The organism is Streptomyces sp. ISL-100, assembly GCF_018614615.1.
GTDB lineage: Bacteria > Actinomycetota > Actinomycetes > Streptomycetales > Streptomycetaceae > Streptomyces.
Map to the genome: position 1 here is coordinate 1 of NZ_JAGGOK010000046.1, position 25,407 is coordinate 25,407.

Here is a 25,407-nt window from a genome sequence, read left to right on the forward strand (position 1 = left end):
GGGCGGGGGATGTGGTGGTAGTCATGTGTCGGGGTCCTCTCGTACTGCTTACGCGCGGGGCTTGAGGCCGAGCTTCTGGCGGGCCTTGTCCGGCGTCGCGACGCGCGCTCCGAGCGACTCGGTGATCGTCACGGCGCGCTCCACCAGCTGGGCGTTGGTGGCCTTGTTGCCCTTGCCGAGGTAGAGGTTGTCCTCCAGGCCGACGCGTACGTGCCCGCCGAGCAGGATCGACTGGGCGACCCACGGCATCTGCATCCGGCCGAGTGCGAAGCTCGCCCACTGGGCGTTCTCCGGCAGCATGTTGACCATCGACTGAAGGACGCCGGGGTCGGCGGGGGCGCCCCACGGGATGCCCATGCACAGCTGGAAGACGGTCGGGTCGTCGAGCAGTCCCTCGGCGAGCAGCTGCTTCGAGAACCACAGCTGCCCGGTGTCGAAGATCTCCAGCTCGGGGCGTACGCCGAGTTCCTGGATGCGCTTGGCGCCCGTACGCAGCATGTCGGGGGTGGAGACGTACAGGTTGCTGCCGTCGCCGAAGTTGAGCGAGCCGCAGTCGAGCGTGCAGATGTCGGGCAGCAGGTCCTCGACGTGCGGCAGTCTGTCGAGGCCGCTCACCAGGTCGGTGCCGGGGAGGTGCCTGAGCGGCTCGTCGGGGTCGATGACCAGGTCGCCGCCCATGCCGGCGGTGAGGTTGATGACGACGTCGGTGCCGGTCTCCTTGATCCGCTCGACGACCTCGCGGTAGAGCCGAGGGTCGCGGGACGGTTCGCCGGTCTTCGGGTCGCGGACGTGGATGTGCACGACGGCGGCGCCGGCCTCTGCGGCCTCGACGGCCGAGCGGGCTATCTGCGCGGGGGAGACCGGCACGTGGGGACTCTTGCGGACGGTGTCAGCGGCGCCGGTGAGGGCGCAGGTGATGATGACTTCCTCGTTCATGGGCATGCGGGAGCCTCTCCTGTAGGAGTGGGTCAACTGGTGGGGGGATGGATGTACGGAGTTCAGCTCTTGGCGGGCGGCGGTACGGACAATGTGGCGTCCACGTACGCGAGCAACGCCGCCTGCATGTCCTCGGGACTCGTGCCGGTAGCCGGTTCCGCGACCGGCGCCGCGGCGAGCACCTGGGTGGCCAGGCCGTCGATCAGCGCGGTCAGCCGCAGCGCGGCGGCGTCCGGGTCCGTGTCGGGTCGGAAGACGCCCTGGCCGACGCCGCGCCGCAGGACATCGGCGACCGTCGCGCGCCACTGCCGGTAGTACGCGACATGGAGCCGGCCCACGGCCGTGGAGCGGGCCGCCTCTGCCCACAGGTCGAGCCAGACGCTCCACTGCCGCCGCTGCTGCTCGGTGTAGGGCGTCTGGAGCTCGATCAGCTGCCGGAGCTCGTCCCCGGCGTCACCGGTGTCGCCCGCCTCGGCGATCCTGGCCGCGCGGCGGGCGGTGTCCTCGTCCATGCACCAGCGCACGGCGGCTTCCAGCAGGTCGTCCCGGCCGGGGAAGTGGTAGTGGATGGCGGCGGTGCTGGTGGCGCAGGCCTCGGCGATGTCGGCGACCCGTACGGCATGGAAACCGCGCTCCGCGATCAGCCGCACGGTCTCCCGCACGATCTGCAGCGGCCTGCCGCCCTCGGGCGCCGCCGCGGCCGCGGCGCGGTCTCGGCGTACGGCGGAAGGCTTCACGGAGGCCTCGGTACGGGACCCGAGCAGCCAGCCCGCGTCCACATCGGCGGTATCGGCGATACGAGCCAATTCGGCCACGGTGAACCGCCGGACACCGCTGAGCGAACGCGACAGTTTTGATGGATCCATGACGATCCGCCGGGCGAACTCGCGCTGGCTCACGCCGGCGGAGCCGATCACCTGACGCACCCGCTCGGCGACCTCACCGCCGGAGTCGCCCACTTGGCTTCCGGGTTCTGGCTGCATGGTCGGCCACCGTACCGGTGTGATGAGAAGAACGCAACGCTCAAATCCGGTGAACGTATACGCCGCAAGAGATCGTGCTCAGTGATGAGCTACTGACTGATGCATCAGTCACCGTCATAAGCCGTGAGAACCCCCGGCACAGCGGTGATAGCGGACTTCTGCAACTTTGGGCAACTGCCGATCAACTTGGTTCAGGAAACGGCCAGTTGCATTGTTATTGATGGTTGGACATGGGCATATACGCCCCAGCGTACGCGGGGCACCTAAGGGGAGGCCGAACATGACCGTAATCTCGCCACGTCGACTGGGCCAGCAATTGCCTAGCGTGCCCTTCTACTGCCCGGTGCCGTCCATCGTCCACCCGTCGGCCGAAGCGCTCAATGACATGACGGTGCGCTGGATGCTCCAGCAAAGGCTCGACGCGGACGATCATCAGCGCAGCCGGCTGGCCCTCTGCGACTTCGGCGGTCTTACGGCAGCGACGATGTCGTACGGGCAGCTCGAACCGCTCGCCCTGATGGCCAAGTTCCACGCCGTGCTCTTCTCGCTCGACGACGGCGTGTGCGACGAGGCCTACGCCACCGCTGACTCGCTCGCCCAGGAGACGGCCCGGATCATCCGCGCCATAGAGGCCCCGACCGCCCACCAGCCCGACAACTCGCCGCACGCGGCGGCGCTGCGCTTACTCCGGCTCGAGCTGGAGCGGTACGCGTCCCGGCAGCAGATCCGCCGCTGGACCGACGCCATGCGCGTCTACACCTCGGGGCTGGTGTGGGAGGCGGCCTGGCGCCGCAGTCCGCAACTGCCCTCGCTCAATGACTACGTGACGCTGTGGATGAGGGCCATAGGAATGGCCCCCTCGACCGCGATGATCGAGATCGTCGCCGGTTACTCCGTACCCGACAACGACCTGGAGGACCCGCGCGTGCGGGCCCTCACCGAGATCACCTGGACCCTGGTCAGCTGGGACAACGACCTCTACTCCCGCAACAAGGAGCTGCTGCGGGCCGACGACGACCTCAATCTGATCGACGTCCTGTGCCAGGAACTCGGCTGCGAGCCGCACCACGCACTCCAGGAGGCCGTGGCGATGCGGGACCGCGTCATGGTGCTCTTCCTCCGGCTGCGCGACCAGGTGCTGAGGGATGCGGGCGGCGGACTGCGCCGGTACGTACAGGGGCTCGGCCAGTTCATCCGGGGACACCTCGACTGGGCCTCAGTCTGCCCCCGTTACCGTGTGCCCTCGGAGCCGGAGGGCAAACCGGACGAGGGGTGGTGGAAGCAGCGTCCGGCCGATGACAGCTTCGAGCCGCTTCCCCTCCCGACGATCTCCTGGTGGTGGGACCAGCTGGCGGTCAGTAGCCGCGCCACCAGCGTGTGACCGCCTGCCACATCCGCTTCGGCGCCACCGGCCTGCGCTGAGCCGGAATCATGACCGGCGTCTGCACCGTCGCGGACGGCGATGCGGGCACGGATTCCGGCGCGCGGCCCGCCGCCGGAGCGGGCTGCGGAGCACCCGCCCCGGTCGGCGAGTCCACCTGCCAGCCCGGCTGCGGGACCGTGCGCGACGCCGTGGGCGTGAGACCGGTGGCGTCATGCTCCGGCGGACGCGCGGCGAACTTCACCGGGAGCGCGATCAGATGCCTGGACATGAGCGCACTGCTGTACTCCAATTCGTCCTCCTCGACCGAGAGTTCAAGGTCGGGAAGGCGCTTCAGCAGCGCGTCGATACCGGTGTCCGCGATGGCGCGCCCGATGTCCTGCCCCGGGCACTCGTGCGGCCCGCCGCTGAAGGCGAGGTGGGCGCGGTTGCCCTGCATCGAGGCGTCCGGGTCGGGCCGTACCACCGGGTCGACGTTGGCGGCGGCGATGCCGACGATCAGGGCGTCTCCCCTCTTGATCTGCTGGCCGCCGAACTCGGTGTCACCGGCAGCCCAGCGGCCGAAGATCGTGGTGAACGGCGGCTCGTCCCACAGGGTCTGCTCGACCGCCTCGGGCAGCGTCATGTGGCCGCCGCTGAGCTGGGCGCGGAAGCGCGGATCGGTGAGCACCATGCGCAGTACGTTGGCGATCAGATTCGCGGTCGTCTCGTACGCCGCGATCAGCACCAGCCGCAGATGCTGGCTGACCTCGTCGTCGGTGAGCCCCGCCGGGTGCTCGACGAGCCAGGTGGTGAAGTCCGGCTCGGGCGCTACCCGGCGCCTGGCCACATGTTTGCTCAGTACTCCCATCACATAGGCGTTGCTCGCGTTCGCCGTCGCCGTGCCCTTGATCATGTCGCGGGCGGACTGCACCATCCGCTCGTTGTACTCCTCGGCCATGCCCAGGATCTGGCACATCACCATCATCGGAAGGTGCTCGGCGAACCGGCTCACCAGATCGGCCTTGCTGTCCTGGCAGAAGTCGTTGACGAGCCGGTTGCTGTACCGGTTGATGTGGCGGCGTACGCCCCGGTGGTCGATGCGCCCGATGCTGTCGGTGACCGCGCCGCGCAGCCGCTCGTGTTCCGCGCCGTCCGCGAAGACGCAGATGGGCTGCCACGTGAAGACGGGGGCCAGCGGATGGTCGGGGGGGACGGTGCCGTCGGCGGTCAGGCGCCAGCGGCGAGAGTCGCGGGAGAACTGCGACGGGGTGCGGGTCATGTGCAGGTTCTCGGTGTGGCCGAGGACCAGCCAGGCCGGTACGTCGCCGGTCAGCAGCACCGGCGCCACTGGGCCGTGCTCGGCGCGCAGCTTCTCGTACACGGCCATCGGGTCGTTCTCGTGCTCCGGCCCGTACAGCCGGCGCAGCCCGCCCGGGCCCGTACCGGTGATGGCGTGGGCCGGGCATCCCGGGGGCGGAAGAGCGCCGTCGTCCGCTCCGGGCAGCTGGTGGAAGGGGGTTGTCACGGTCACTCCAGGGATCGGGCGATCAGGCGGGCCGGCAGTTGAAGGGGACCCGTACAGGGCCCGGCAGTTACAGGGACAAGGAGTGCAGATAGCGCATCAGCGTCAGGAGGACATCGCGGCAGGACCCGCGCCCCCGCGCGTCGCAGTCCACTATCGGCACTTCGGGCGGCAGGTCGAGGGCGGTGCGGAGGGCATCGACGGGGTGCCGGGGGGCGTCGGGGAACGTGTTGATGGCGACCACGAACGGCACACCACGCTCCTCCAGGCGGCCGATCACGTCGAAACTGACCTCGAGGCGGCGGGTGTCGATCAGCACCACCGCTCCCAGGGCGCCCTCGAAGAGGCCGTTCCACAGGAACCAGAAGCGTTCCTGGCCCGGTGTTCCGAAGAGGTAGAGGATCAGTTCGTCGCTGATGCTGATCCGGCCGAAGTCCATCGCGACGGTGGTGGCGGTCTTGCCCTCCAGATTGTCGTCGACGCCGACCCCGGCCTGGGTCATCGTCTCCTCGGTGGTCAGCGGACGGATTTCGCTCACCGAGCCGACCATCGTGGTCTTGCCGACCCCGAACCCGCCCACGATCACGATCTTCACCGCCGATGTGGCGGTGGCGGGGAGGATGTCCTCGCTGCGCGGGCCGGTGACCGTGTCAGAGTTTCTGAAGTCCATGCATCACCGCTTCGAGGAGGGACCGGTCCGGCAGCGTGGTGCGGACGATGGGCGCCCGCGACTCGACCAGTTCGATGGCGAGGAGATCGGTGACCAACGCGGTCACCACGCTGAAGGGAAGACTGAGATACGCCGAGATCTCGGCCACCGACAACGGCGCCCGGCACAGCCGCAGAATGGCGGCCTGCTCGGGCTGGACCGTTGGTGTCGGTTCCGTACGGGAAATGACCATGGTGACCAGATCGAGTGGAGCCCGCGCCGCACCGTCGGGGTCGCCGGTGAGCACGTACAACCGTTCCGCGTCTCCCGTCTCGCGTTGTCGCCGTTCTCGTTGGGGCGGACTCATACGGCGTGTCCGTTATGGCGCGGAGGACTGGTCAGGTGGGCTCCGATCCGGACGACCATGTCCCGCATGCGGGATCCCACCAGGCCGGCGTCCACCGTCTCGTCGGTGAGCACCGCCAGATAGGCCCCGGCCCCGGCCGCCATCATGTAGAAGAAGCCACCGTCGACTTCGATGACGACAAGGTTCATCGTGCCGTCGCTGTACACGATTTCGGCGGCGACGGCCGCGGCGAGACTCTGAAGTCCCGCGCAGGCCGCGGCGATCCGGTCGGCGGCGTCCGGGTCGCCGCCGTGCCGGGCGATGCGCAGTCCGTCCGCGGACAGGACCACGATCTGCTGGACCCCCGGCACCCCGTCCTGCAGCTCCTTGAGCATCCAGTCGAAATTCGCCCGTTGCTGGATCACTTGAGATCTCCCTTGTCCAACGCTTCGTCAGGTTCGTCATCGGCCGACGGGTCGGGAGTCGTCCCCTTGTACCCGTTGGTGAACGCTTCGAGCCAGATTCCCGGCTCCTTGGCCTTGCCGTTGGCGTGGCCGTTGGGCGGTGGGGCGGGCTGGTCCTCGGGCGGTACCACATGGGAGAAGAGCGGCGCACGGCCCCGGCTGCGGCGCTGCGGAAGGCCCGTCTCCGTCCATTCGGTCACCTCCGGGACGTCGTCCTCCATGGAGAACGACGCGGGCACGGTCCGCTGCGGCCCGGGGGTCTTCCGGGGCTTCTTCCGCCTGGGGACGCGCGCCTCTTCCGCGCTCGACAGACCGGACGGGCCCTGCTTGGGGACCGAGGTGATGCCGATGCCGTGGGCGAGACCGGGGGCGCGGCCGGTGGTGATCACGCCACGCGGCACGATGAGCACCGCGCGGACACCGCCGTACGCGGACTGCCGCAGCGAGACCTTGAGGTCGTACATCTGCGAGAGACGGCCGACCACGGCCATGCCGAGCCGGGGTGTCTCACCGAGGTCGTTGAGGTCCATTCCCGCCTGCGCCCGGGCCAGCATGTTCTCGGCCCGGCTGCGGGCCTCCTCGCTGAGGCTGACGCCGCCGTCCTCGATCTCGATCGCGATGCCGCTCTGCACCTCCACCGCGGTGACGTGCACCCGGGTCTGCGGGGGCGAGTAGCGGGTGGCGTTGTCGAGGAGTTCCGCGCAGGCGTGGATGAGCGGTTCGACGGCCGTACCGATGATGGCGACCTGGGCGATCGAGTGCAGATCGATGCGCGGGTACTCCAGGATCCGGGACATCGCGCCGCGCAGGACGCTGTACAGCTGTACGGGCTCGGGCCATTGACGTCCGGGACGGCCGCCGCCGAGTACGGCGATGGAGTCGGCGAGCCGGCCGATCAGCGAGGTGCCGTGGTCGATGCGCAGCAGGTCGTCGAAGACGTCGGGGTTGCGCCCGTGGTCCTCCTCCATGTTCCGCAGCTCGGTGGACTGCTGGTGGACGATGGCCTGCACGCGGCGCGCGATGTTGACGAAGGCGCGCTGCGCGGAGTCGCGCATCGCCTCCTCGTTGTCGATGATGTCCAGGACGGTGCGGACCAGGGCGCGTTGCGGATCGGGCAGACCGCGGTACGCCGGATCCGCGTCCACGATGTCCCGCATCACCTCGTTGGGCGAATGGCCCGCCCGGAGACGGCGGATGGCGGCCGGCAGCAGCTCGTTGCTGGTCCGCAGGGTCTGCCGGTCGTGTCCGGCGACGCGCTGGTCGAGGACGGCCAGGCGTTGCCCGTACTCCGCGCGCAGCGCCCGCATGGCCCGGCCGCGACGGACGACTTCGGCGGCGACCGAGGTCACCACCACCGTCGCCAGGGCGCCGAACCAGACGACTGGTATCCGGGCGGCGACCGGTACGACGACGAAGGCGGCGGCGGTGGCCGCGGCCATCAGGAGAACCGGTGGCAGGAGCGCGCGGAAGAAGGAGGATTCTCGGTCAGTCGGAGGCGATTCAACGCGAACCATGTAAACCCTCTGGCGGTCGATTCGGGGATGTATTCGAACTATCAGACACCTGCGAACAAGTGCCTGATTTCATATCAACTCGGCGCGCTTCGAGCGAGCTTAGCCAGATCGGATCAGTGCGGCGGCATATTCGCGTAACCCTCTGCACGGGCCTTCCCGGTGGGTTTAGACTCGCCAATTTTGCACACTCGGCTCATGACTGTGCGCAAGGAGTAACCGAACGGGTGATGAATAGGCCCTGTGTACGCGAGAAGGCCGCTCCCGCGGTGGCGGGAGCGGCCTTCGGTGTGCGTACGAGTGGGCTGTGCGGGGTCCGTCAGGCGATGGACGCCGAAACGATCGCCGCCACCGCGAGGTTGCACGAAGCGGTCACCCAAACCGCCGGGTGCGGCTCCTCCTGGACCAGCGTTTCGCCCAGTTTCCCCGGCGTCACCAGGTCGACGACCAAGAATGCCACCGCCATCATCACGAGCCCCAGCACCCCGAACGCGGCCGTCGACGCCAGCCCCTTGCCGAAGTCGGTGTACGTCGTCCAGATAGAGGTGAACACGATCCCGCCGATACCCAGCAGCGCCGAGCTCAGCAGAAGCGCCGCATTGCGGTTGCGCTCCTGCCAGATCTGCCGGCCGAGCTTGCCCGGCGTCAGCGCGTCCACCAGGAATATGCCGAGCGTCAGCAGCACTACACCCAGGGCCCCATAGGCGGCGGAGCGGCCAAGTCCGTTGACGATGTCTTCCATTGAGGTCTCAGTCTCCGCTGGTGAAGTCGATCGTGGTCAAGGAGAGGCAAAACCTATCGCACGGGTCTGCCGGGGCGTCCGGACGGGTTGTGGGGCGGCGCAGCGGCGCCCCGTGCGAGCGATTACGATCCGAACTCATGAGCGCCTCTGACCAGGAACAGACAGTGACCGACAGTCCCTCGCAGCAGCAGCCCACCCGGATCGGCGGCCTCACGCCACGTCAGGCCAGGCGAGTACGGATCGCCGCGGCGTCGGTCCTGATGGTGGCCGTGGCGGCGGTGCTCGCGGTGCGGCTGGCGAGCCGGTCGTCGGTTCTGGTCGTCGGGGTGTACGGGCTGGCGCTGATCCTCTGCGGGGGCGTGATCGAGCTCAGCCGGCGCGGGCGCACGCGCCTGGGTACCTGGCTGCTGGTGGCGGGCCTGGCGGCGGCGGTGGCGGCGGACGCGTTCCTGATCCCCTGATCAACCAACGTCTCTTCGAATGCTTCTACTTCGTGACCCGCGTACAGAATCTGCACGACGACTCGATGGGCACGAACGGGGGAGAACGCGACGCGGCGCCCCGTGCGACCTCAGGGTCGCCCGGGGCGCCGAATGCGGCGTCCAGGACCTCTTAGTCGAGGTAGTCGCGCAGCACCTGCGAGCGCGACGGGTGGCGCAGCTTCGACATCGTCTTCGACTCGATCTGACGAATGCGCTCACGCGTCACGCCGTAGACCTTGCCGATCTCGTCCAGCGTCTTCGGCTGACCGTCGGCCAGACCGAAGCGCATCGAGACCACACCCGCCTCGCGCTCGGACAGGGTGTCGAGCACCGAGTGCAGCTGCTCCTGCAGGAAGGTGAAGGAGACCGCGTCGGCCGGGACGACCGCCTCGGAGTCCTCGATGAGGTCACCGAACTCACTGTCGCCCTCCTCACCCAGCGGGGTGTGCAGCGAGATGGGCTCGCGGCCGTACTTCTGGACCTCGATGACCTTCTCGGGGGTCATGTCGAGTTCCTTGGCCAGCTCCTCCGGGGTGGGCTCGCGGCCCAGGTCCTGGAGCATCTGGCGCTGGACGCGGGCCAGCTTGTTGATGACCTCGACCATGTGCACCGGGATACGGATGGTGCGGGCCTGGTCGGCCATCGCGCGGGTGATCGCCTGCCGGATCCACCACGTGGCGTACGTCGAGAACTTGAAGCCCTTGGTGTAGTCGAACTTCTCGACCGCGCGGATCAGACCGACGTTGCCCTCCTGGATCAGGTCCAGGAAGAGCATGCCGCGGCCGGTGTAGCGCTTGGCCAGCGAGACCACGAGACGGAGGTTGGCCTCCAGGAGGTGGTTCTTGGCGCGGCGGCCGTCCTCGACGAGGATCTCCAGCTCACGGCGGAAGACCGGGTCCTGCTCGTCCTCGTCCTCCAGCTTGTGCTCGGAGAAGAGCCCCGCCTCGATGCGCTTGGCGAGCTCCACCTCCTGTTCGGCGTTGAGCAGCGGCACCTTGCCGATCAGCTTCAGGTAGTCCTTGACCGGGTCGGCGGTGGCGCCGGCGACCATGACCTGCTGCGCGGGCGCGTCGTCCTCGTCCTCGTCGGACAGGACGTAACCGTCACCCTGCTGCGGCTGCTTCGTCGGCTTCTCGTCCGCGTCGTCGGCGGAGCCCGACTCGTCGGCCCAGGCGTCGCCCTGCGGCTCCTCGGGAGAGGCCGCGGCCTTCTTGGCGGCGGTCTTCTTCGCGGTCGTCTTCTTCGCCGCGCGCTTCGCCGGGGCCGGGGCCTCGGCGTCAGCGTCGGAGCCCATTACCGATATTGACGCGGGAGCCGCCTGCGACGTCGCCGAAGCGGTCTTCTTGACGGGTTTCTTCACGGCGGCCTTCTTGGTCGCCGGGCGCTTCTCCTCGTCCCTCGCGACGGTCTTGCGCGCACGCTTGACGGGCGCCTTGGCCGGAGCCTTGGGCGCCGTGACCATGAGCGTCACGCCCTCTTCGTCGAGGACCTGGTTGAGGCTTCGCAGCACTCGCTTGAGCTGGTCCGCGGGAATGCTGTCCGCCTCGAAGGCGTGGCGTACGTCGTCGCCGTTGATGTGACCCTGCTCCTTGCCACGCTCAATGAGCGCGACCAGGGAAGGGGATTCCGCAATCTCCTGTGGGAACGGGCGGGACGGACTGACCGACACGAGGAGCCTCTCGTAGCAAAAAATATGACTGGGCGAGGTCGCATGACGTACGGGGCAGCGCGACGACACCTGTGGGTTCATCGCACGCTCGCGCCATTTCGTTACGCCTTGAATAGAGTGACCTGAGCCACTTTTCCGAAACGGCCCGGTCGGGGCCCCTCGGGTAGCGTGACGGCATGATCACCGGCACTGGCCATGTACTGATACTCGGCGGTACGACGGAAGCCAGGCAGCTAGCGCGGACACTGGCCCCGGTCCCCCTCCTGCGCGTGACGACCTCGCTCGCAGGACGGGTAACACAACCAAGGATGCCTGATGGTGAGATTCGCGTCGGAGGCTTCGGCGGTCCGGGGCCGATGGCGGCCTGGCTGAGCCGGCACGAGGTCGCCGCTGTGATCGACGCCACGCACCCTTTCGCCGCCGTGATCAGTGCGAACGCGGCCGCAGCGGCGGCCGCGGCGGGCATCCCGCTGGTCGCCCTGCGCCGTCCCGGCTGGCAGCCCGGCCCCGGCGACCGCTGGTATTACGCCGACGGCCTGGACCACGCGGCGGCGCTGCTTGCGGGGCTCGGCCGCCGGGTCTTCCTCACCACCGGCAGGCTCGGCCTCGCCGCCTTCGCGGGTCTGGACGGGCTGCACTTCCTCGTACGTTCCGTAGAGGCCCCGGAGCCGCCGCTGCCGCTCCACACGGAGCTCCTGCTGGACCGGGGCCCGTACACCGTCGAGGGCGAGAGGGAGCTGCTGCGTACGTACGCCGCCGACGTCCTCGTCACCAAGGACAGCGGCGGCCCGGCCACCGCAGCGAAGCTCACCGCGGCCCGCGAGCTCGGCCTGCCGGTCGTCGTCGTACGCCGCCCGCCCGCGCCGCCCGGGGTGCGTACGGTCGCGGACGTGGCCGGGGCCCTCGCGGAGCTGGAGCGGCTGGGGTGCCTCAGTCCCGGCGCGGGTCCTGATGCGATTCCCGGCGCAGCAGATACGTGTCCATGATCCAGCCCTTGCGGGCGCGGGCCTCGGCGCGCAGCCGCAGGATCCGGTCCGAGACCTCGGAGAGCCTGCCGGAGACGAGGATCTCGTCCGCCGTGCCGATGTAGGCGCCCCAGTAGATGTACGGGTCCTCCTCGGCGTACCGCTGGAAGACCTGGTGTGCGTCGAGCATGACGACCACGTCGTCCGTGCCCTCGGGCCAGCCCTCCGCGAGCCGCCGGCCCGTCGTGATCTGGACGGGCTTCGAGATTTGGTTCAGACCGGTACGGTGGCGGGCGACCAGCGCGGACACGCTGCTCACGCCCGGCACGACCTCGTAATCGAAGGTCACCGTCCCGCGCTCCAGGATTTCCTCCAGGATGCCGAGCGTGCTGTCGTACAGCGCAGGATCGCCCCACACCAGGAACGCGCCGGTCCGGTCCTCGCCCAGCTCGTCGGTAATCATCCGCTCGAAGATGTCGGCCCGGCGGCTGCGCCAGTCGCCGACCGCGGGGGAGTAGTCGGCGCCACCGGCCCTGCGGTCACGGTCCGGGTCGCGGCCCTCGACCAGCCGGTACTCCCGCTCGTTCGCGATGTGCCGGTCGAGGATCTCGTGCCGCAGCCGGATCAGGTCCGACTTCTCCTCGCCCTTGTCGAGGAGGAAGAAGACGTCCACCCTGTTGAGCGCTTTGACGGCCTGGATCGTCAGATGGTCCGGGTCGCCCGCGCCGATGCCTATGACATAGATCTTTCTCACGGGCGTGAGTCTGCCGCATCGGGTCTGCCCGCATCGGGTCCGCCCGCCTCGGCCCGCCCGCGCAGGCGCGGAGCGTTCCCGGCAGCCGATACGGGCTCCGCCTCCCGCTCGACACGCTCGGCCAGCTCCCGCGCCCACGCGGTGAGTCCGGTGATGCCGAGACCGTACGGGCGCGAATCGCCGTACGTCTCGATTCCGGCCGCCCCGCGCCGCAGCAGCGTCACACCGCCGTTCCTGTTGCCCCGCGCCGCGTGCGTGAGACCGACGGCGAGCTGGGCGAGGCCGCGCCAGAGGGCGCGTTCGGCTTCGGGGCCCGACTTCCAGGCGTCCTCGAAGACCTCGTGCGCGTGGAACGGCATACCGGCGTCGAGCAGCCGCTGCGCCTCGCGCACCGTCTCGTCCCCGGTGCGCTCCACGCCCTCGGGCTGCCGGGCCACGCCCTCGGCCCCGTACGGCAGCGGTCGGCCGAGCCCGTCGCGCGGCCGCGCGTTGCGCGCCCGCCCCTCGGGGTCGCGGTCCCTCCTGTCCTGCTCCATTTCGTCCACCTGCCCATTGTGTCCCGTTCCGGTACGCGCCCACCTGACCCGCCCGGAACAGGCGTTGGACACCGGCGGCAGTCGGGACCACTCACAGAGTGAGGTATTGTTCTGTTGCGCGCTCAGCCAGGGGAAACCCCAGGTCAGGCGGGCATCGGGACGTGGCGCAGCTTGGTAGCGCACTTGACTGGGGGTCAAGGGGTCGCAGGTTCAAATCCTGTCGTCCCGACCAGCGTTTACGCGGGTCGAAGGCCGTGTCGGAGAATTCCGATACGGCCTTTTCGGTTTTCCCGGTTGCCAAGTGGCGGGCATCCGGACGGATCAGAACCCGAAGGCGCCCTCGTCCAGTACGAGCGGCTGCTCGGCCCAGATGGTTTTCCCGGTCGATGTGTAGCGCGTGCCCCACTGCTGAGTCATCTGCGCGACGAGGAACAGGCCCCGGCCTCCTTCGTCGTCGCTGCCGGCGTGGCGCAGATGCGGTGAGGTGTGACCCGTGTCGGAGACCTCGCAGATCAGGGTCTGGTCGCGGATGAGCCTCAGCTGGATCGGGCCGACGGCGGCGTGGCGCATGGCGTTGGTGACGAGTTCGCTGACCACCAGTTCGGTGGTGAACGAGAGCTCCTCCAGTCCCCACTCGCCGATCTTCTTGGTGGCGACGGCGCGGGCGAAGCCGACAGTCTGCGGATCGGGGGTCAGGTCCCAGACGGCCACCTGGTGGCGGTCGAGCATGTGCGTACGGAGAAGAAGCAGCGCTACGTCGTCGTCCACGGAGCCCGGCAGCAGCGTCGCGATCGTCCGGTCGCACAGCTCGTCCAGCGGCTGCCGGTGTTCGGTGAGGACGGAGCAGAGCGCGTCGAGCTGGTCGTCGAGGTCCCGCTCGCGGCTCTGGACGAGGCCGTCGGTGAACAGGGCGAGGGTGCTGCCTTCCGGCAGTTTCAGTTCCGTCGTCTCGAAGGGCAGGCCGCCGAGACCGAGCGGCGGGCCCGCCGGCAGGTCGGGGAAGGTGACGGAACCGGTCGCGGGGTCGACGACGGCGGGGGGCGGGTGGCCGGCCCTGGCCATGCGGCACAGGCCCGACACCGGGTCGTACACGGCGTACAGGCAGGTCACGCCCAGCGCTTCGTCGTAGGGCATCTCCTGGCCGTCGACGCAGATGGCCCCCTCGTTGGCCGCCTGCGTGACCAGGTCGTCCAGGCGGGCGAGGAGTTCGTCGGGTGCGAAATCCAGCCGGGCGAACGCCCGTACGCTCGTGCGCAGGCGCCCCATGGTGGCCGCGGCGCGCAGACCGTGACCGACCACGTCTCCCACGACCAGGCCCACCCGCGTGCCCGACAGGGCGATGACGTCGAACCAGTCGCCGCCGACACCGGCCTTGTTGTCCGCGGGCAGATAGCGGTGGGCCAGTTCGACGGCGGTCAGCTGCGGGAGATGCTGGGGCAGCAGGCTGTGCTGAAGCATGAGGGCCGCGGTGCGCTCGCGGGTGTAGCGGCGGGCGTTGTCGATGCTCACGGCGGTACGTGCGACGAGTTCGTCCGCCACGGCCAGCTCCCCCGCGTCGAACGGGTCGCGGCGGCCGTCCCACGCGAACGTGACCACGCCCAGCGTGGCGCCTTCGGCGCGCAGCGGCACCACCAGCCGCGCGCGCGGCGCCGGCTGCCCGTCGGCGCCTTCCGTGTGACCCGGGCGTTCCTGCACCGACCGGCCGGAGGACAGGCTGCGTGCCTGGGGGGAGTCCGAGGGGTACTCGATCCTCCGCCGTCCGGCGGGGGGGTCCCGGGGGCTCGCGTCGTATCCCGGTCCCCACACGCGGATCATGTCGCCCGCAGACTCGGTTCCCCTCGCGGGCTGGTCGCCTTCCAGCACGGCCTCCAGGAGGTCGACCGTGACCTCGTCCGCGAACTGCGGGACGGTGACCGCCGAGAGTTCCTGCGCCGTGCGGGCCATGTTCAGGGTCGTGCCCACCTGCCCGCCGGCCCGCACCAGGAGATCCAGCCGCTGCTGCGCGAGGTAGCGGTCGGTGACGTCCATCGTCTCCTCGCACACCCCAAGCGAGGCTCCGGCGGCGTCCCTCAGCCAGTAGTAGGAACACGACCAGACGTGGTCGCGCTCCGGGTCCACGGGCGGGCGGCCGCGGTAATGGAGCTCGATGACAGGCTCGCCCGTGGCCATGACCTGCCGCATCGTCTCCTCGAGAGTCGGCGGGTACCGGTCGGACAGGATCTCGCCGTCGGCCACCATCTCGTCCGGGCCCAGCCCGGCGTACTCCGAGGTCCCCATCTCCCGGAAGAGCGCGACATTCGCCCACACCACGCGCAGATCCGTGTCGTAGATCACCAGGCCAACGGGCGACTGCGTGGCCAGGCCCCGCAGCATCGCCTGCAGCGCCTCCCACTGCTCCGTCTCCTCGGCGTCGGCCACCGCGAGCAGCCGGGCGGGACCGGTGCCCGCGGGGGACAGCGCGAGCATGGCCGTGGCCACGCGGACGACGCGGCCGTCCCGGTGACGCATACGCAGCACCTGGCAGGGTTGGGGCGCGCCCGGCAGCGCCGTGCCCGGCAGGTCCGAGGCCGTGCTACTCGCGTCCGTACCGTCCCGGTCGCCGTCCCCGTCGCCGTCCGTCCCTTCCCCTTCCGTACCGTCGACCAAAAAGTTGCCCACAGGACGCCCGATTACCTCCTGCGCCGGGTATCCCAGCAGCCTCTGCGCCGCCGGACTCCAGCCGACGACCACGTCGTCGGCATCCAGCACGGCCGTGGCCGCTCTGGAGACGTCGAGGGGGCCGCGGAAGTCGGCGTCCCCCACTGTGTTTACCGCGCTCATGGCACCTGCCTTGTCGGTTCCGCCCAGCGGGCGGCGAGCAGAAGCGCAATGTCGTCGGGCCGGTCGGCGGCCTGTCTGGCCTCGCGGATCAGGCGGTCCGCCGTCTCGGCGAGAGAGGAGGAACCGGTGTCGGCGAGTGTGGCGCGCAGCCGCTCGATGCCCTGGTCGATGTCGATGCCCGGCTGCTCGACCAGGCCGTCGGTGAACAGCGCCAGGACCGCGCCCGGCGAAAGCCACAGCTCGGTGACGGGGTACGACGCCTCGTGGTCGACGCCGAGTACGACTCCGCCGTCGAGGTCCAGGACCTCCGTCCTGCCGTCGGGGTGGCGCAGCAGCGGCTGCGGGTGCCCGGCCCGCACCCCGTGCGCGGAGCCGGACGCCGGATCGAGAACGATGTAGCAGCAGCTGGCGAACTGGCCCGGATCGATGTCGATGAGCAGGCGGTTGGTGTCGCGCATCACCTCCTGCGGGTCCTGTCCGGCGAGAGCGAAGGCGCGTACGGCGCTGCGCAGCTGGCCCATCGTGGCGGCCGCCGCGACGCCGTGTCCCTGTACGTCGCCCACCACCAGGGCCATCCCCCGCCCTGTGTCGACGACGTCGTACCAGTCGCCCCCGACATCCATGCCCTGGGTGCCTGGCAGGTAGCGGGCCACGGTGTCGACGTTCTCGACCACGGGCAGCCGGTGCGGCAGCAGCGCGTTCTGCAGGCCGCGGGCGAGGGCGGCTTCGGTGTCGTAACGCTGCGCCCGCTGGAGCGCCTGCGCGATGAGTCCGGCCAGGGCGGTGAGGACCGTGCGCTCTTCGGGGCTGAAGCCGCGTGGCTGGTCGAAGCCGAGGATGCAGGAACCGACGGGGCGTCCCGAGGCGATCAGTGGCAGGAAGGCCCTGGCGCCGACATGCGCGTCCATCGGGATGCCGGGGTAGGCGGCGGCCAGATGCTCCATGGACTCGAAGAACAGGGGGCGGCCCGAGGTGAGCGTCTCGACGCCGGGCAGCCTGGCGTCGAGCGCCACGCCGTCGAAACGGTCGAGGAAGCCCTGCGGGAAACCGGTCTCCCAGGCCAGGTAGAGATGCCTCTCGTTGAGCAGGTAGATCGCCAGCTGGCGGCCGCCGAAGGCAGGCAGCAGTTCGTCCGTGACCACGGCGGACACCTGGCGCGCGGTGACGGCCTCCGTCAGCGCGATGGCCAGGGCGACCGGGCGGTACAGCGCCGAAGCACGGTCGGCCGGGGAGCCGAGTCCCGCGCCCGGCTTGGTGACGGACGCCGGTGCGTACGCCACCTCTTCCGCGTCGGCGAGCGTGGCCGTCAGACCGTCGTGGCCGGGGTAGAGCGAGACCGCCAGCCATTCCTCCCGGCCCTGCGGGCGGCGAGCCGTGAAATGGACAGCTTCGTGGGAGAGCAGTGCGGCCCGGAAATGCTCCTCGTACGCCGGGTGCCAGAACCACGGCAGGGCTTCCCACAGGACCTTGCCGACCAGGTGGGAACGTGCCTGCCCGAGCAGCGTCTCCGCGCTGTGGTTCATGTAGGTGATCCGCCCGAGCCGGTCGAGCGAAAGAATGGGCCGCGGCAGCCGGTCGGTCGCCTCCGCGACGATCGGCCCGGTGCCGAAGTCCAGCACGAAAGCGGTCAGGTGACCCCCCGGGCCGTCACCGGGCGGCTGCGCGCGGGCCGAGATTTCGAGCAGGTGCGTACGTCCGTCCGGGCCTCGCAGCCGCATCCTGCGCGCCGCGCAACCGCCCGACTTCACCGCCTGGCGGGCCACGGTCCACAGGCCGTACGCGTCCTCCGGCGCCAGCCGTGCCGACAGCGCGTCGATGGTGCCGGGAAAGGCCGCGGGGGAGGTACCGAGGATGGCGCACATCTCGTCGTCGGCGCTCACGGCGCCGCCGTCGAGGTCCCAGTCGAAGCGGCCGATGCGTACGGGCGGTGTGGTGACCGAGGGCAGCTGGACGCACACCGGCTCGCCGTCCCACTCGACGCCGGCACCGTCCGCGCTCATCTCGGCGAGGGCGGCGGCGAGCCGGTCCGCGGCGTGGTGCAGCCGGCGGCGGTCGGTGTGATCGACGGGGACCCCCGGCGTGGCCGCGCGCAGCACCACCAGCACCCCGAACTTCTCGGCGCCCTCGGCCACGGGCACGTACAGCGAACCGAACGGGAACGGCAGACCGGCCATGAGCTGCGGAAACCGGCGCATGGCCTCCTCGGCGTCGGCGAGGTGGACGGCTTGGCCCGAGCGGTGGGCCTCCGCGACCGGGAACGGGCGGTTCACGTGCATGCGCCACCAGGGGCGGAACAGCGGTCCTGGCAGCCCGGCGAGTACGGCCATCCGCAGCAGCCCCGGCGTCCGGGAGCGCAAATAGATGCCGCCGGCGTACCCGCCGGCAGACTCGATCGCGTTTACCGCGGCTTGGGCGAGCACCAGGGCCAGTTCGTCCGGAACCCGGCCGTTGCTGTTCGGATTTCCCGTCTTTCCCGTCTTTCCCGCCGTGGTGCCGCTTTTTCGCGGCGGTGCGGGCCCGGCCGCGCCGTACCAGGTCACATAGCCAAGGATGCTCCCCGGTTGCGGTGCCGCGCATCTTCGCGGGCCGCGAGCGTCCCGATCAGCCGGCTGCGGGGTTCTCCGTGGCCGCCTGCGCAGGCCGGTGGCCGGGCCAGGCGGTCAGGGCGGTCGCGAGCTGGGCGCGCGAGCGGACGTCCAGCTTCTGGTAGATGCGGGTCAGCCGGGCCTCGACCGTCTTCACGCTCAGGTACAGCTTCGCCGCCGCCTCCTGGTTGCTGGCGCCCTGGCCGACCAGCAGGGCGAGGCGCAGTTCCGCGTCCGTGAGAGACGCGAGGGTGTCGCCGCCGGCCGGGGCAGGTTCGGCCGTACGGGAGGAGGTCTCCGTGGTCAGGCCGAGCCAGGGGAGCGCGCTCGCCCGTTCGAAGACCGCGGCCGCGGCGTGCAGGGCGCTCTGGGCGGCGGAGCGCCTGCGGCGGCGGCGCTCCACGCGGGCGAGCGCGATCAGCGCCCGGCCGCGCTCCAGCGGCAGGCCCGCCACGGCGAAACTCTCCGCCGTGCGGGCCAGCAGATCCGCGGCCTCGGCCTGCTTCCCGCTCGCCGCCAGGTACAGCGCGTACGCCCGGTCGCAGCCGAGGAGCACCGTCGTACGGCCGAGGCGTTCGGCGACCGGCCGCACGTCGTCGAGCAGGGCCGCTGCCTCCTCCGGGGCGTCGTTCGCCAGCAGAGCCTCGGCCAGTTCCTCGTGCCAGCGGAGCATGGACGGGTCGACCGTCGACTGGGCGCGCTCGTCGGCCTGGACCCGGCGCAGGCTCTCCAGGGCCGAAGCCACGTCGCCGTTGATGAGCTGGACGCGGCCCAGCGCGTACAGGCTGCGGGAGAGAAAGACGTGGTCCCCCTCTTCCTCGGAGGCCCGGACGCTGCGCCGGGCGTAGCTCGAGGCGCGCGCGAAGCTGCCGCCCGCGGTCTCCGCGAGGGCCAGGGCGTACCAGGCGGGCCCCGGTGAGAGACCGGCCTCCAGCGTCAGCGCGAGCGAACGGCCGGCGTGCGCGAGCGCAGAAGCGCACGGCCCCTGCCGGGCCTCGATCTCCGCGAGCGTACTGAGCAGTTCGATGGAGTCCTCCACCGGGCCGCGGCGCTCGACCAGCGGCAGCAGGGCGTTGAGCTGGTCGCGGGCGTCGGTGAGCCGGCCATCGAACATCGCGTGGCGGATCGTCAGTATCTGGGCGGCGTTACGGATGCCGAGCGGACGCTCGAACACCTCCAGGGCGCGCGCCTCGGCCAGTACCCGCTCCGCGTCCGGCGAGCCGAGGACCCGGTCCATGCGCGCCTGTACGGTCAGCGCCCTGGTCGCGGTCCTGCGGTCGCCCACCGAGCCGGCGAGCGCGGCGGACTCGACGGCGGCGGCCCGCGAGCGTACGGGATCGCCGTCGGCCAGGACGTACTTCACCGCGAGCCGGAGCTGGACGGCCGCGCGCAGCGCCGCGTCTCCCTCGGAGTCCTCCATGGCGTGAACGTAGAGCTCGTCGAGGTTGCACAGCCCCTGGCCCGCGGTGTCCAGCACCGCGAGCCGCGCGCGGACGCGGTCGGCCGGGGCGGCGTCCCGGGCCAGCAGGTCGGTCGCCGCGCGCATCGCCAGGTCGGCGCGGGCGGCGCGGGCCGCCTCCTCGGCGGCGTCGACGAGCCGGGCGATGCGCTTGGCGCCTTGCTGGACAGGGGTGGACTCGGCGGCGAGCAGGGCGAGTTCGGCGGCCAGGGCGCTGTTGCCGCGGCGTCGCGCGATCTCGGCGGACGCGGCGACCTCGGTGGCCAGCTTCCCGTCGGGGATGTCGGTGGCCAGCGCCCGGTGGCGTACCGCCTCGACGGGATCGTCCACGACGCGCGCGAGCGCCGCGTGACCGGCGCTGCGCTCGGTCCAGCAGGCGTCGTGCACGAGCGTCGACAGCAGCAGGCCGGCCGTGAAGCCGACCGTCCCGTCCTCGTCGAGGGAGACCAGGTTCGCCCGCTCGGCGGCGGCGAGATCGGTCTCGGCGGTGGGGCGGCCGGCGCGGCGTATCAGCGAGGCCGTCGGGCGCAGCGCGAGCGCCGCCAGCAGAAGCGTGGAGCGTACGTCGGGGGACGCGGCGCCCAGGAGCTGGCGGGCGAGGTCGCGGGCTCGCCCGGACAGCGACAGCGCCTCGGCGTGGTGCACCGGGGTCCGCGCGTCGGCGAGGGAACGGCCGACGGCGAGCGCGAGACGCGGATTGCCGCCGCTGGCCTTGTGGATGCGGCCGGCCATCCGGGACGGCAGCCGGTGATGGATGAGGAGTTCGGCGATCTCGTCGGCCTGCAGTGGCGGTACGAACAGGACGTCGGCCTCGGAGGGCACCCACAGCGGCTCCGGGCCCGCCGGGTCCGGTCGCGGCGTACCACTCGGCATACCACCGCGAGGAGGCACGTCGCAGCCGTACGCAGCGGGGGTCTCGACGGCGATCACCCGCAGCGCGGACGGCGCCAGATGCAGGGCGAAACGCAGCAGGTCGGCGCTGGTGTCGTCGATGCGCTGTACGCCGTCGACGGCCAGCAGGACGGGGCCGCGCGCGGCAAGGACCCGCAGGATCTGGGTGAGGCCCAGCCGCAGGGCGATGGGGTCCCAGCCGCCGTCGGGGATGAGCGCCTCGCGGCACAGTATGGCGACGGCGGCGCGCTGCGGGCCCGGCAGCCCTTCGAGGATGTCGTACGTTCCCGGGCTGCCGGAGCCGCCCGGTCCATCGGGTCCGCCGTGGGTCGTCCCGGGTGCGGGCCAGGACATGGACGCGGCCACGGAGGCGACGAGGGCGGCGGCGGCCGCGCCGGGTATGTCGCGGTCGGCGGGGAGTGTGGCGAGCCAGATGACGGTTTCGCCGCGGGACTCGGCGCGGGCGGCGGCGGCGAGGGCGAGTTCGGTCTTGCCGACCCCGGCGGGGCCGGTGAGCAGGGCGCGGCCGCGGGTGTGCAGGACCCGTTCGAGCCGCGCGAGGAGCTCCGTGCGCCCGACCGGCGCGGCGCGGTACACGGCCGACGTCACGAACCCACCACCACCTTCCGGTGCGCGCGAGCCCTCTGCCCGTGCGAGCAGAGAATACGAAGTCGGCACCTGCCGTCCAGGTCCGACGTCCGGCATTCGGACGGGCGTGCGGCGGGGCGCGCCCGCGGCGAAAGCCGTGGACGCGCCCCTGACCAGCGGTTATGCAGTGTTGCGAGCGTCTCAGAAAGTGAGACTCCAGCTGTCGATGTAGCCGGTGTCACCCGAAGCCACGTCGCGGACCTGGAGCTTCCAGGTGCCGTTGGCGACCTCGCTCGACGCGTCGACCGTGTACGTCGCGAGGACGTTGTCGGCGCTGTCCGAGGACGACGAGGGCTTCAGGTTGCGCACGGTGCCGTCCGGGGCGATCAGGTCGATGACCAGGTCACCGCGCCAGGTGTGCTTGATGTCCACGTCGACCTTGAGGGCGGCGGGGGCGTTGCCGGTGCGGCCGGTCACGGCGATCGAGGACGCGACGGTGGTGTTGTCGCTGATCGTTACGTTCGCGGCATTGGTGAAGGTGGCGCCGGGGGTGGTGGTGCCGGTGACGGCGTTCACGGTCTTCGTCGTGTCGGCGATGCCGGAGCCGCAGCCGCCGGTGCAGGTGCCGGGCAGCGGACGGGCGTTGGCCTTGATCGCGGACTCGATCTCGGCCGGGGTGAGCGTGCTCTTGGCCGACTTCAGCAGGGCGGCGAGCCCGGCGATGTGCGGGGCGGCCATCGAAGTGCCCTGGTAGGGCTTGTAGTTCTCGGTGGACTGGGTGGTGGTACCGGAGTTCAGCGTGGAGAGGATGCCGTTCTCGGGGGTGGTGACGGTACCGGGCGTGTCCGTGGCGCGACGGGTCTCGCCGCCGGGCGCGGAGACGTCGATGATGGTGCCGTAGTTCGAGTAGAACGAGCGGTTGCCCTCACGGCTGGTGGACGCCACGTTGATGACGCCGGAGCAGTTGGCGGGCGTGAAGCCGGAGGCGTTCGCGTTGCTGTTGCCCGCCGCGACGACCACGGTGGTGCCGCGCGAGACGGCTCCGTTGATGGCGCTCTGGTAGACGCTCGGGCAGGTGGAGCTGGCGCCGCCGAGGCTCAGGTTGATGACCTTGGCCGGGGTCGCGTTCGCCGCGACGCCCGGGACGGTGCCGCCGGACGCCCAGGTGATGGCGTCGGCGATGTCCGCCGAGGAGCCGCCGCACTTGCCGAGCACGCGCACGGGCTGGATCTTCGAGCTGTACGCGATACCCGCGATGCCCTTGGTGTTGTGGGTCGTGGCGCCGATCGTGCCGGCGACGTGCGTGCCGTGCCAGGAGGAGTTGCTGGCCCGCGAACCGGTTCCGCACTCGCCGTCGGTGGCGTTCCAGTCGCCCTCGTCCTTGGCGTCGCTGTCGCGGCCGTTGCCGTCGCGGGCGTCCGCGGAGGAGGAGATGAAGTCGTACCCGGAAACGACGTTGCCGACCAGGTCCGAGTGGGCGGCGTAACCGGTGTCGATGACGGCGACGGTGACGCCGCTGCCGGTCGTCTTGTCCCAGGCGCCGGGGACGTTCATGCCGCCCGTGGCCTCGAACAGATCCCACTGCTTGCTGTAGTCGGTGTCGTTCGGGGTGACCGCCATCGCGTAGGCGCGGATGTCGGCCTCCACGGACGCGACCGACGAGTCGGCGCGGAAGGCGTCCATGACCTCGGTGAGGTCCTTCTTGGAGGCCTCGCCGCCCAGGTCGACAAGTGCGGCGCCGCCGGCGAGGCGGCGCTCGAACGACAGGCTCTCGCCGGTCTCCTCGCCCTTGGCGGCCGCGTCCTTCTTGGCGGCGGTGTTCGAACCGGCCTCGGCGGCCTTGGACTTGTAGGTGACGATGACCTTCTCGACCGGCGCGGCCGGCAGCTCGGTCATGGCCTGCGAAGCCGGAGCCGGCTTCGGGGAGGGGCCCGTGGCGGCGGCGGACGCCACGGTGGAGGTGGCAACGACGCCGGCGATCGTGGCGGTCGCGGCCACGACGGATATGAGTCTCCGCCTGGAACCGTTCAAGGTGTTCCCTTTCATGACGTACGTGCGGAGCGCGGGCGGGCGGCGCGAGAACCGCGAGTGGCGTGGGGGCCACGGGTTCGCGATTCCTGGGCCGGGGTGAGCCCGTGCGCCGCCGCCGGCGCTACGGCCTCTGACCAAGGCCGTCCCCGGCGCACCCCACCCTTTACATGCACCTGACAGCCAATGGTCAGGAGACGGGATTCGCCGGTGCGGCAGACAGTAGGGAACGGCGAGATGAACCCGATACGGGGAAAACCCTTGTCACCCCCGCAAGGGGTCCAGGGGGAGGGTCCTGGGGGAGGGGCAGGGGGGGGAGACCGGTTCAGGGCGGCTTGGGGCCAAGGCTGTAGCGTCGGCCCCTGGAATGGAGACCATCACCCTCTGCCAATTCGCAGCGCTGGCCGCCGCGTCCGCCCTGGTCGGCTTCTCGAAGACCGCCGTCAGCGGCGCCAATACGGTCAGCCTTGCCGTCTTCGCCGCCGTACTCCCGGCGCGCGAATCGACCGGCGTACTGCTGCCGATCCTGATCGCCGGGGACCTGATCGCGGTCCTCGTCTACCGGCGGCACGCCCACTGGCCGACCCTGCTCCGGCTTTTTCCGGCAGTCGCGGTGGGCGTGGTGGCGGGCGCGGTGTTCATGCTGTGGGCAGACGACGGCGCCGTACGTACATCGATCGGCGCAATCCTGCTGCTGATGGCGGGGGTCACGCTGTGGCGCCGGCGCATGGCCCTCGGAAGCGGCAGCGGAGCCCGTGGTGGACACGGCCTCGCGCGGCGGCCGGATCAAGGCGCGTTCGTACGGCATGCTCGGCGGCTTCACCACGATGGTCGCCAACGCGGGCGGACCGGTCATGTCGCTCTATCTGCTCTCCGCGGGCTTCCGGAAGCTCGGCTTCCTCGGCACGTCGGCGTGGTTCTTCCTGATCGTCAACACCTCGAAGGTGCCGTTCAGTGTCGGCCTCGGCCTGATCGACGCCAGGTCCCTGCTGCTGGACGCGGCCCTCGTGCTCTTCGTCGTGCCGGGCGCCTACCTCGGCCGTACGTGCGTGGACCGGATCAACCAGCGCCTCTTCGAGCAGTTGGTGATCGGGGCGACGATACTCGGCGGGCTTCAGCTGCTGCTTCGCTGAAACATGAGAGTCGAAATGGTGCGGAAGGTGGGGTTCGTAACGAAAGTGGAGGCGTAAACGCGAACCCCTTCACGCTGGGAGAGACCCATGGCTCACCTCAACCGACGCGACCTCGGCCTGCTCGTACTGCGCGTGGGCACCGGCGCCGTGCTGGCGGCGCACGGCACGCAGAAGCTGCTCGGCTGGTTCGGCGGCGGAGGCGTGGAAGGGACCGCGACGGCCATGGAGCACATGGGCTTCAGCCCCGGCCGGCAGAGCGCCGTCGCGGCCGGGCTCGGAGAGGCGGGCGGCGGGGTGTTCCTGGCCCTCGGGCTCGCCACGCCCGCAGCAGGCGCGGCGGCGGCCGGAGCCATGGCCGGGGCCGTCGCCGTACACGCGCCCGCCGGATTTTTCGCCCAGTCGGGCGGGTACGAATACCCCGCGTTCCTCGGCTTCACCGCGGCCGCCATCGGCCTCACCGGAGCCGGGCGCTATTCGCTGGACCACGCCACGGGGCACCGGTTCGATCAGCAGTGGACCGTGGCACTGGCCTTTGCCGTCAGCGCGCTCGCGGCGGCCGGGGTCCTCACCAAGCGCAGCAAGGCACAGGCGGAAGGTCCCCAGGAGGAGATTTAAACGCTCTTACGGGGGGCCTTGCGATCGGCCTACTTGGGCGGCAGGCCGGCTGCGAAGGCGTGCCCTTCCCGGATCCAGGCGTCGAGTTCGGCGTCCTTGGTGAGCACGTTCGCGGCGACGACGACCCAGCCGCGCATCGGGCGGCCGGTGAAGTCGAAGACCCGCGCGCCGGGGCGGGCCAGTGCGGCATCGGTGTGCTCGGGTCCGACACGGACCATGAGTTCGTCCCCGATGACGCCCACGGCCATGTTGCCCTGACGCAGGAACGCCAGGCCGCCGAACATGCGCTTCTCGGCGATCAGGGGGTCCGCGCCGAGACGTTCGCGGATCCGCTCGGCCAGTCCCTCGTCGAATGCCATGACACAC

Annotated in this window: 20 protein-coding genes, 1 tRNA gene and 2 pseudogenes; 6 read left to right on the plus strand and 17 right to left on the minus strand. The window is 70.6% G+C overall.

Annotated features, from left to right (window positions below; translation table 11 throughout):
- Nucleotides 1-48: 48 nt before the first annotated feature.
- On the minus strand, nt 49-942 hold the full coding sequence (locus J7E89_RS20505; protein ID WP_214975604.1) for a 3-keto-5-aminohexanoate cleavage protein: 894 nt from the start codon (nt 940-942) through the stop codon (nt 49-51).
- Nucleotides 943-998: 56 nt separating this feature from the next.
- Entirely contained in the window at nt 999-1,919 is a 921-nt protein-coding gene (locus tag J7E89_RS20510) for a TetR/AcrR family transcriptional regulator (protein ID WP_214975606.1), read from the minus strand.
- Nucleotides 1,920-2,199: 280 nt separating this feature from the next.
- Here J7E89_RS20510 and J7E89_RS20515 point away from each other — a divergent pair, with 280 nt between their 5' ends.
- A complete protein-coding gene (locus J7E89_RS20515) occupies nt 2,200-3,300 on the plus strand; it encodes a terpene synthase family protein (RefSeq protein WP_214975608.1) in 1,101 nt (366 codons plus the stop codon).
- On the opposite strand, the gene J7E89_RS20520 is transcribed toward J7E89_RS20515, so the two are convergent.
- From J7E89_RS20520 to J7E89_RS20545, 6 genes are all read right to left on the minus strand, one after another.
- The gene (locus tag J7E89_RS20520) at nt 3,275-4,807 is read right to left on the minus strand and encodes a cytochrome P450 (RefSeq protein WP_214975610.1); all 1,533 of its coding nucleotides are present in this window, start codon (nt 4,805-4,807) and stop codon (nt 3,275-3,277) included. The two genes, J7E89_RS20515 and J7E89_RS20520, sit on opposite strands and share 26 nt — an antisense overlap.
- A gap of 67 nt (nt 4,808-4,874) precedes the next feature.
- Nucleotides 4,875-5,474, minus strand: coding sequence for an ATP/GTP-binding protein (locus tag J7E89_RS20525; protein WP_214975613.1), 600 nt, complete (start codon nt 5,472-5,474; stop codon nt 4,875-4,877).
- On the minus strand, nt 5,455-5,820 hold the full coding sequence (locus J7E89_RS20530) for a DUF742 domain-containing protein (RefSeq protein WP_214975615.1): 366 nt from the start codon (nt 5,818-5,820) through the stop codon (nt 5,455-5,457). Before J7E89_RS20530 ends, J7E89_RS20525 begins: the two co-directional genes overlap by 20 nt.
- Nucleotides 5,817-6,224 (minus strand): roadblock/LC7 domain-containing protein, encoded by a 408-nt coding sequence (locus J7E89_RS20535; protein WP_214975617.1) that lies wholly within the window; start codon nt 6,222-6,224, stop codon nt 5,817-5,819. The genes J7E89_RS20530 and J7E89_RS20535 overlap by 4 nt, the downstream gene beginning before the upstream one ends.
- Entirely contained in the window at nt 6,221-7,777 is a 1,557-nt protein-coding gene (locus J7E89_RS20540) for a sensor histidine kinase KdpD (protein ID WP_214975619.1), read from the minus strand. The genes J7E89_RS20535 and J7E89_RS20540 overlap by 4 nt, the downstream gene beginning before the upstream one ends.
- A gap of 316 nt (nt 7,778-8,093) precedes the next feature.
- The gene (locus J7E89_RS20545) at nt 8,094-8,516 is read right to left on the minus strand and encodes a DUF350 domain-containing protein (protein WP_214975621.1); all 423 of its coding nucleotides are present in this window, start codon (nt 8,514-8,516) and stop codon (nt 8,094-8,096) included.
- Nucleotides 8,517-8,653: 137 nt separating this feature from the next.
- Here J7E89_RS20545 and J7E89_RS20550 point away from each other — a divergent pair, with 137 nt between their 5' ends.
- Nucleotides 8,654-8,977 carry a hypothetical protein gene (locus tag J7E89_RS20550; RefSeq protein WP_251060842.1) on the plus strand — a complete coding sequence of 108 codons (324 nt, stop codon included), beginning with the start codon at nt 8,654-8,656 and terminating at the stop codon, nt 8,975-8,977.
- 151 nt (nt 8,978-9,128) lie between these two features.
- Here J7E89_RS20550 and J7E89_RS20555 read toward each other — a convergent pair whose 3' ends face one another.
- Together J7E89_RS20555 and J7E89_RS42415 are read right to left on the minus strand one after the other, a co-directional pair.
- Nucleotides 9,129-10,460: an RNA polymerase sigma factor gene (locus J7E89_RS20555; protein ID WP_374196846.1), complete on the minus strand. Its 1,332-nt coding sequence runs from the start codon at nt 10,458-10,460 to the stop codon at nt 9,129-9,131.
- Nucleotides 10,449-10,748, minus strand: a pseudogene (locus J7E89_RS42415) (RNA polymerase sigma factor region1.1 domain-containing protein); the annotation flags it as partial. The pseudogene J7E89_RS42415 and the gene J7E89_RS20555, both read right to left, overlap by 12 nt.
- A gap of 95 nt (nt 10,749-10,843) precedes the next feature.
- Here J7E89_RS42415 and J7E89_RS20560 point away from each other — a divergent pair.
- On the plus strand, nt 10,844-11,653 hold the full coding sequence (locus J7E89_RS20560) for a cobalt-precorrin-6A reductase (protein ID WP_214975625.1): 810 nt from the start codon (nt 10,844-10,846) through the stop codon (nt 11,651-11,653).
- On the opposite strand, the gene cobF is transcribed toward J7E89_RS20560, so the two are convergent.
- Together cobF and J7E89_RS20570 are read right to left on the minus strand one after the other, a co-directional pair.
- Complete coding sequence (gene cobF / locus J7E89_RS20565; protein WP_214975627.1) at nt 11,598-12,386, minus strand: precorrin-6A synthase (deacetylating); 789 nt, start codon at nt 12,384-12,386, stop codon at nt 11,598-11,600. The two genes, J7E89_RS20560 and cobF, sit on opposite strands and share 56 nt — an antisense overlap.
- Nucleotides 12,383-12,922: a DUF309 domain-containing protein gene (locus J7E89_RS20570; protein ID WP_214975778.1), complete on the minus strand. Its 540-nt coding sequence runs from the start codon at nt 12,920-12,922 to the stop codon at nt 12,383-12,385. Before J7E89_RS20570 ends, cobF begins: the two co-directional genes overlap by 4 nt.
- Nucleotides 12,923-13,077: 155 nt before the next feature.
- Here J7E89_RS20570 and J7E89_RS20575 point away from each other — a divergent pair.
- Nucleotides 13,078-13,154: transfer RNA gene (locus J7E89_RS20575), tRNA-Pro, on the plus strand.
- Nucleotides 13,155-13,243: 89 nt separating this feature from the next.
- On the opposite strand, the gene J7E89_RS20580 is transcribed toward J7E89_RS20575, so the two are convergent.
- The 4 genes from J7E89_RS20580 to J7E89_RS20595 form a co-directional block, all read right to left on the minus strand.
- Nucleotides 13,244-15,742: a SpoIIE family protein phosphatase gene (locus J7E89_RS20580; protein ID WP_214975629.1), complete on the minus strand. Its 2,499-nt coding sequence runs from the start codon at nt 15,740-15,742 to the stop codon at nt 13,244-13,246.
- Complete coding sequence (locus tag J7E89_RS20585; RefSeq protein WP_214975631.1) at nt 15,739-18,282, minus strand: SpoIIE family protein phosphatase; 2,544 nt, start codon at nt 18,280-18,282, stop codon at nt 15,739-15,741. Before J7E89_RS20585 ends, J7E89_RS20580 begins: the two co-directional genes overlap by 4 nt.
- 61 nt (nt 18,283-18,343) lie before the next feature.
- Entirely contained in the window at nt 18,344-21,286 is a 2,943-nt protein-coding gene (locus J7E89_RS20590) for an AAA family ATPase (RefSeq protein WP_308315543.1), read from the minus strand.
- Nucleotides 21,287-21,466: 180 nt separating this feature from the next.
- Nucleotides 21,467-23,263: a S8 family serine peptidase gene (locus tag J7E89_RS20595; protein ID WP_308315544.1), complete on the minus strand. Its 1,797-nt coding sequence runs from the start codon at nt 23,261-23,263 to the stop codon at nt 21,467-21,469.
- 397 nt (nt 23,264-23,660) lie between these two features.
- Between J7E89_RS20595 and J7E89_RS20600 the strand changes: the two are divergent.
- Together J7E89_RS20600 and J7E89_RS20605 are read left to right on the plus strand one after the other, a co-directional pair.
- Nucleotides 23,661-24,426 (plus strand): annotated as a pseudogene (locus J7E89_RS20600) (sulfite exporter TauE/SafE family protein).
- A gap of 87 nt (nt 24,427-24,513) precedes the next feature.
- Entirely contained in the window at nt 24,514-25,041 is a 528-nt protein-coding gene (locus tag J7E89_RS20605; RefSeq protein WP_214975637.1) for a DoxX family protein, read from the plus strand.
- 29 nt (nt 25,042-25,070) lie between these two features.
- Here the strand turns inward: J7E89_RS20605 and J7E89_RS20610 are convergent, their stop codons facing one another.
- Complete coding sequence (locus J7E89_RS20610) at nt 25,071-25,400, minus strand: TfoX/Sxy family protein (RefSeq protein WP_214975638.1); 330 nt, start codon at nt 25,398-25,400, stop codon at nt 25,071-25,073.
- Nucleotides 25,401-25,407: the final 7 nt, after the last annotated feature.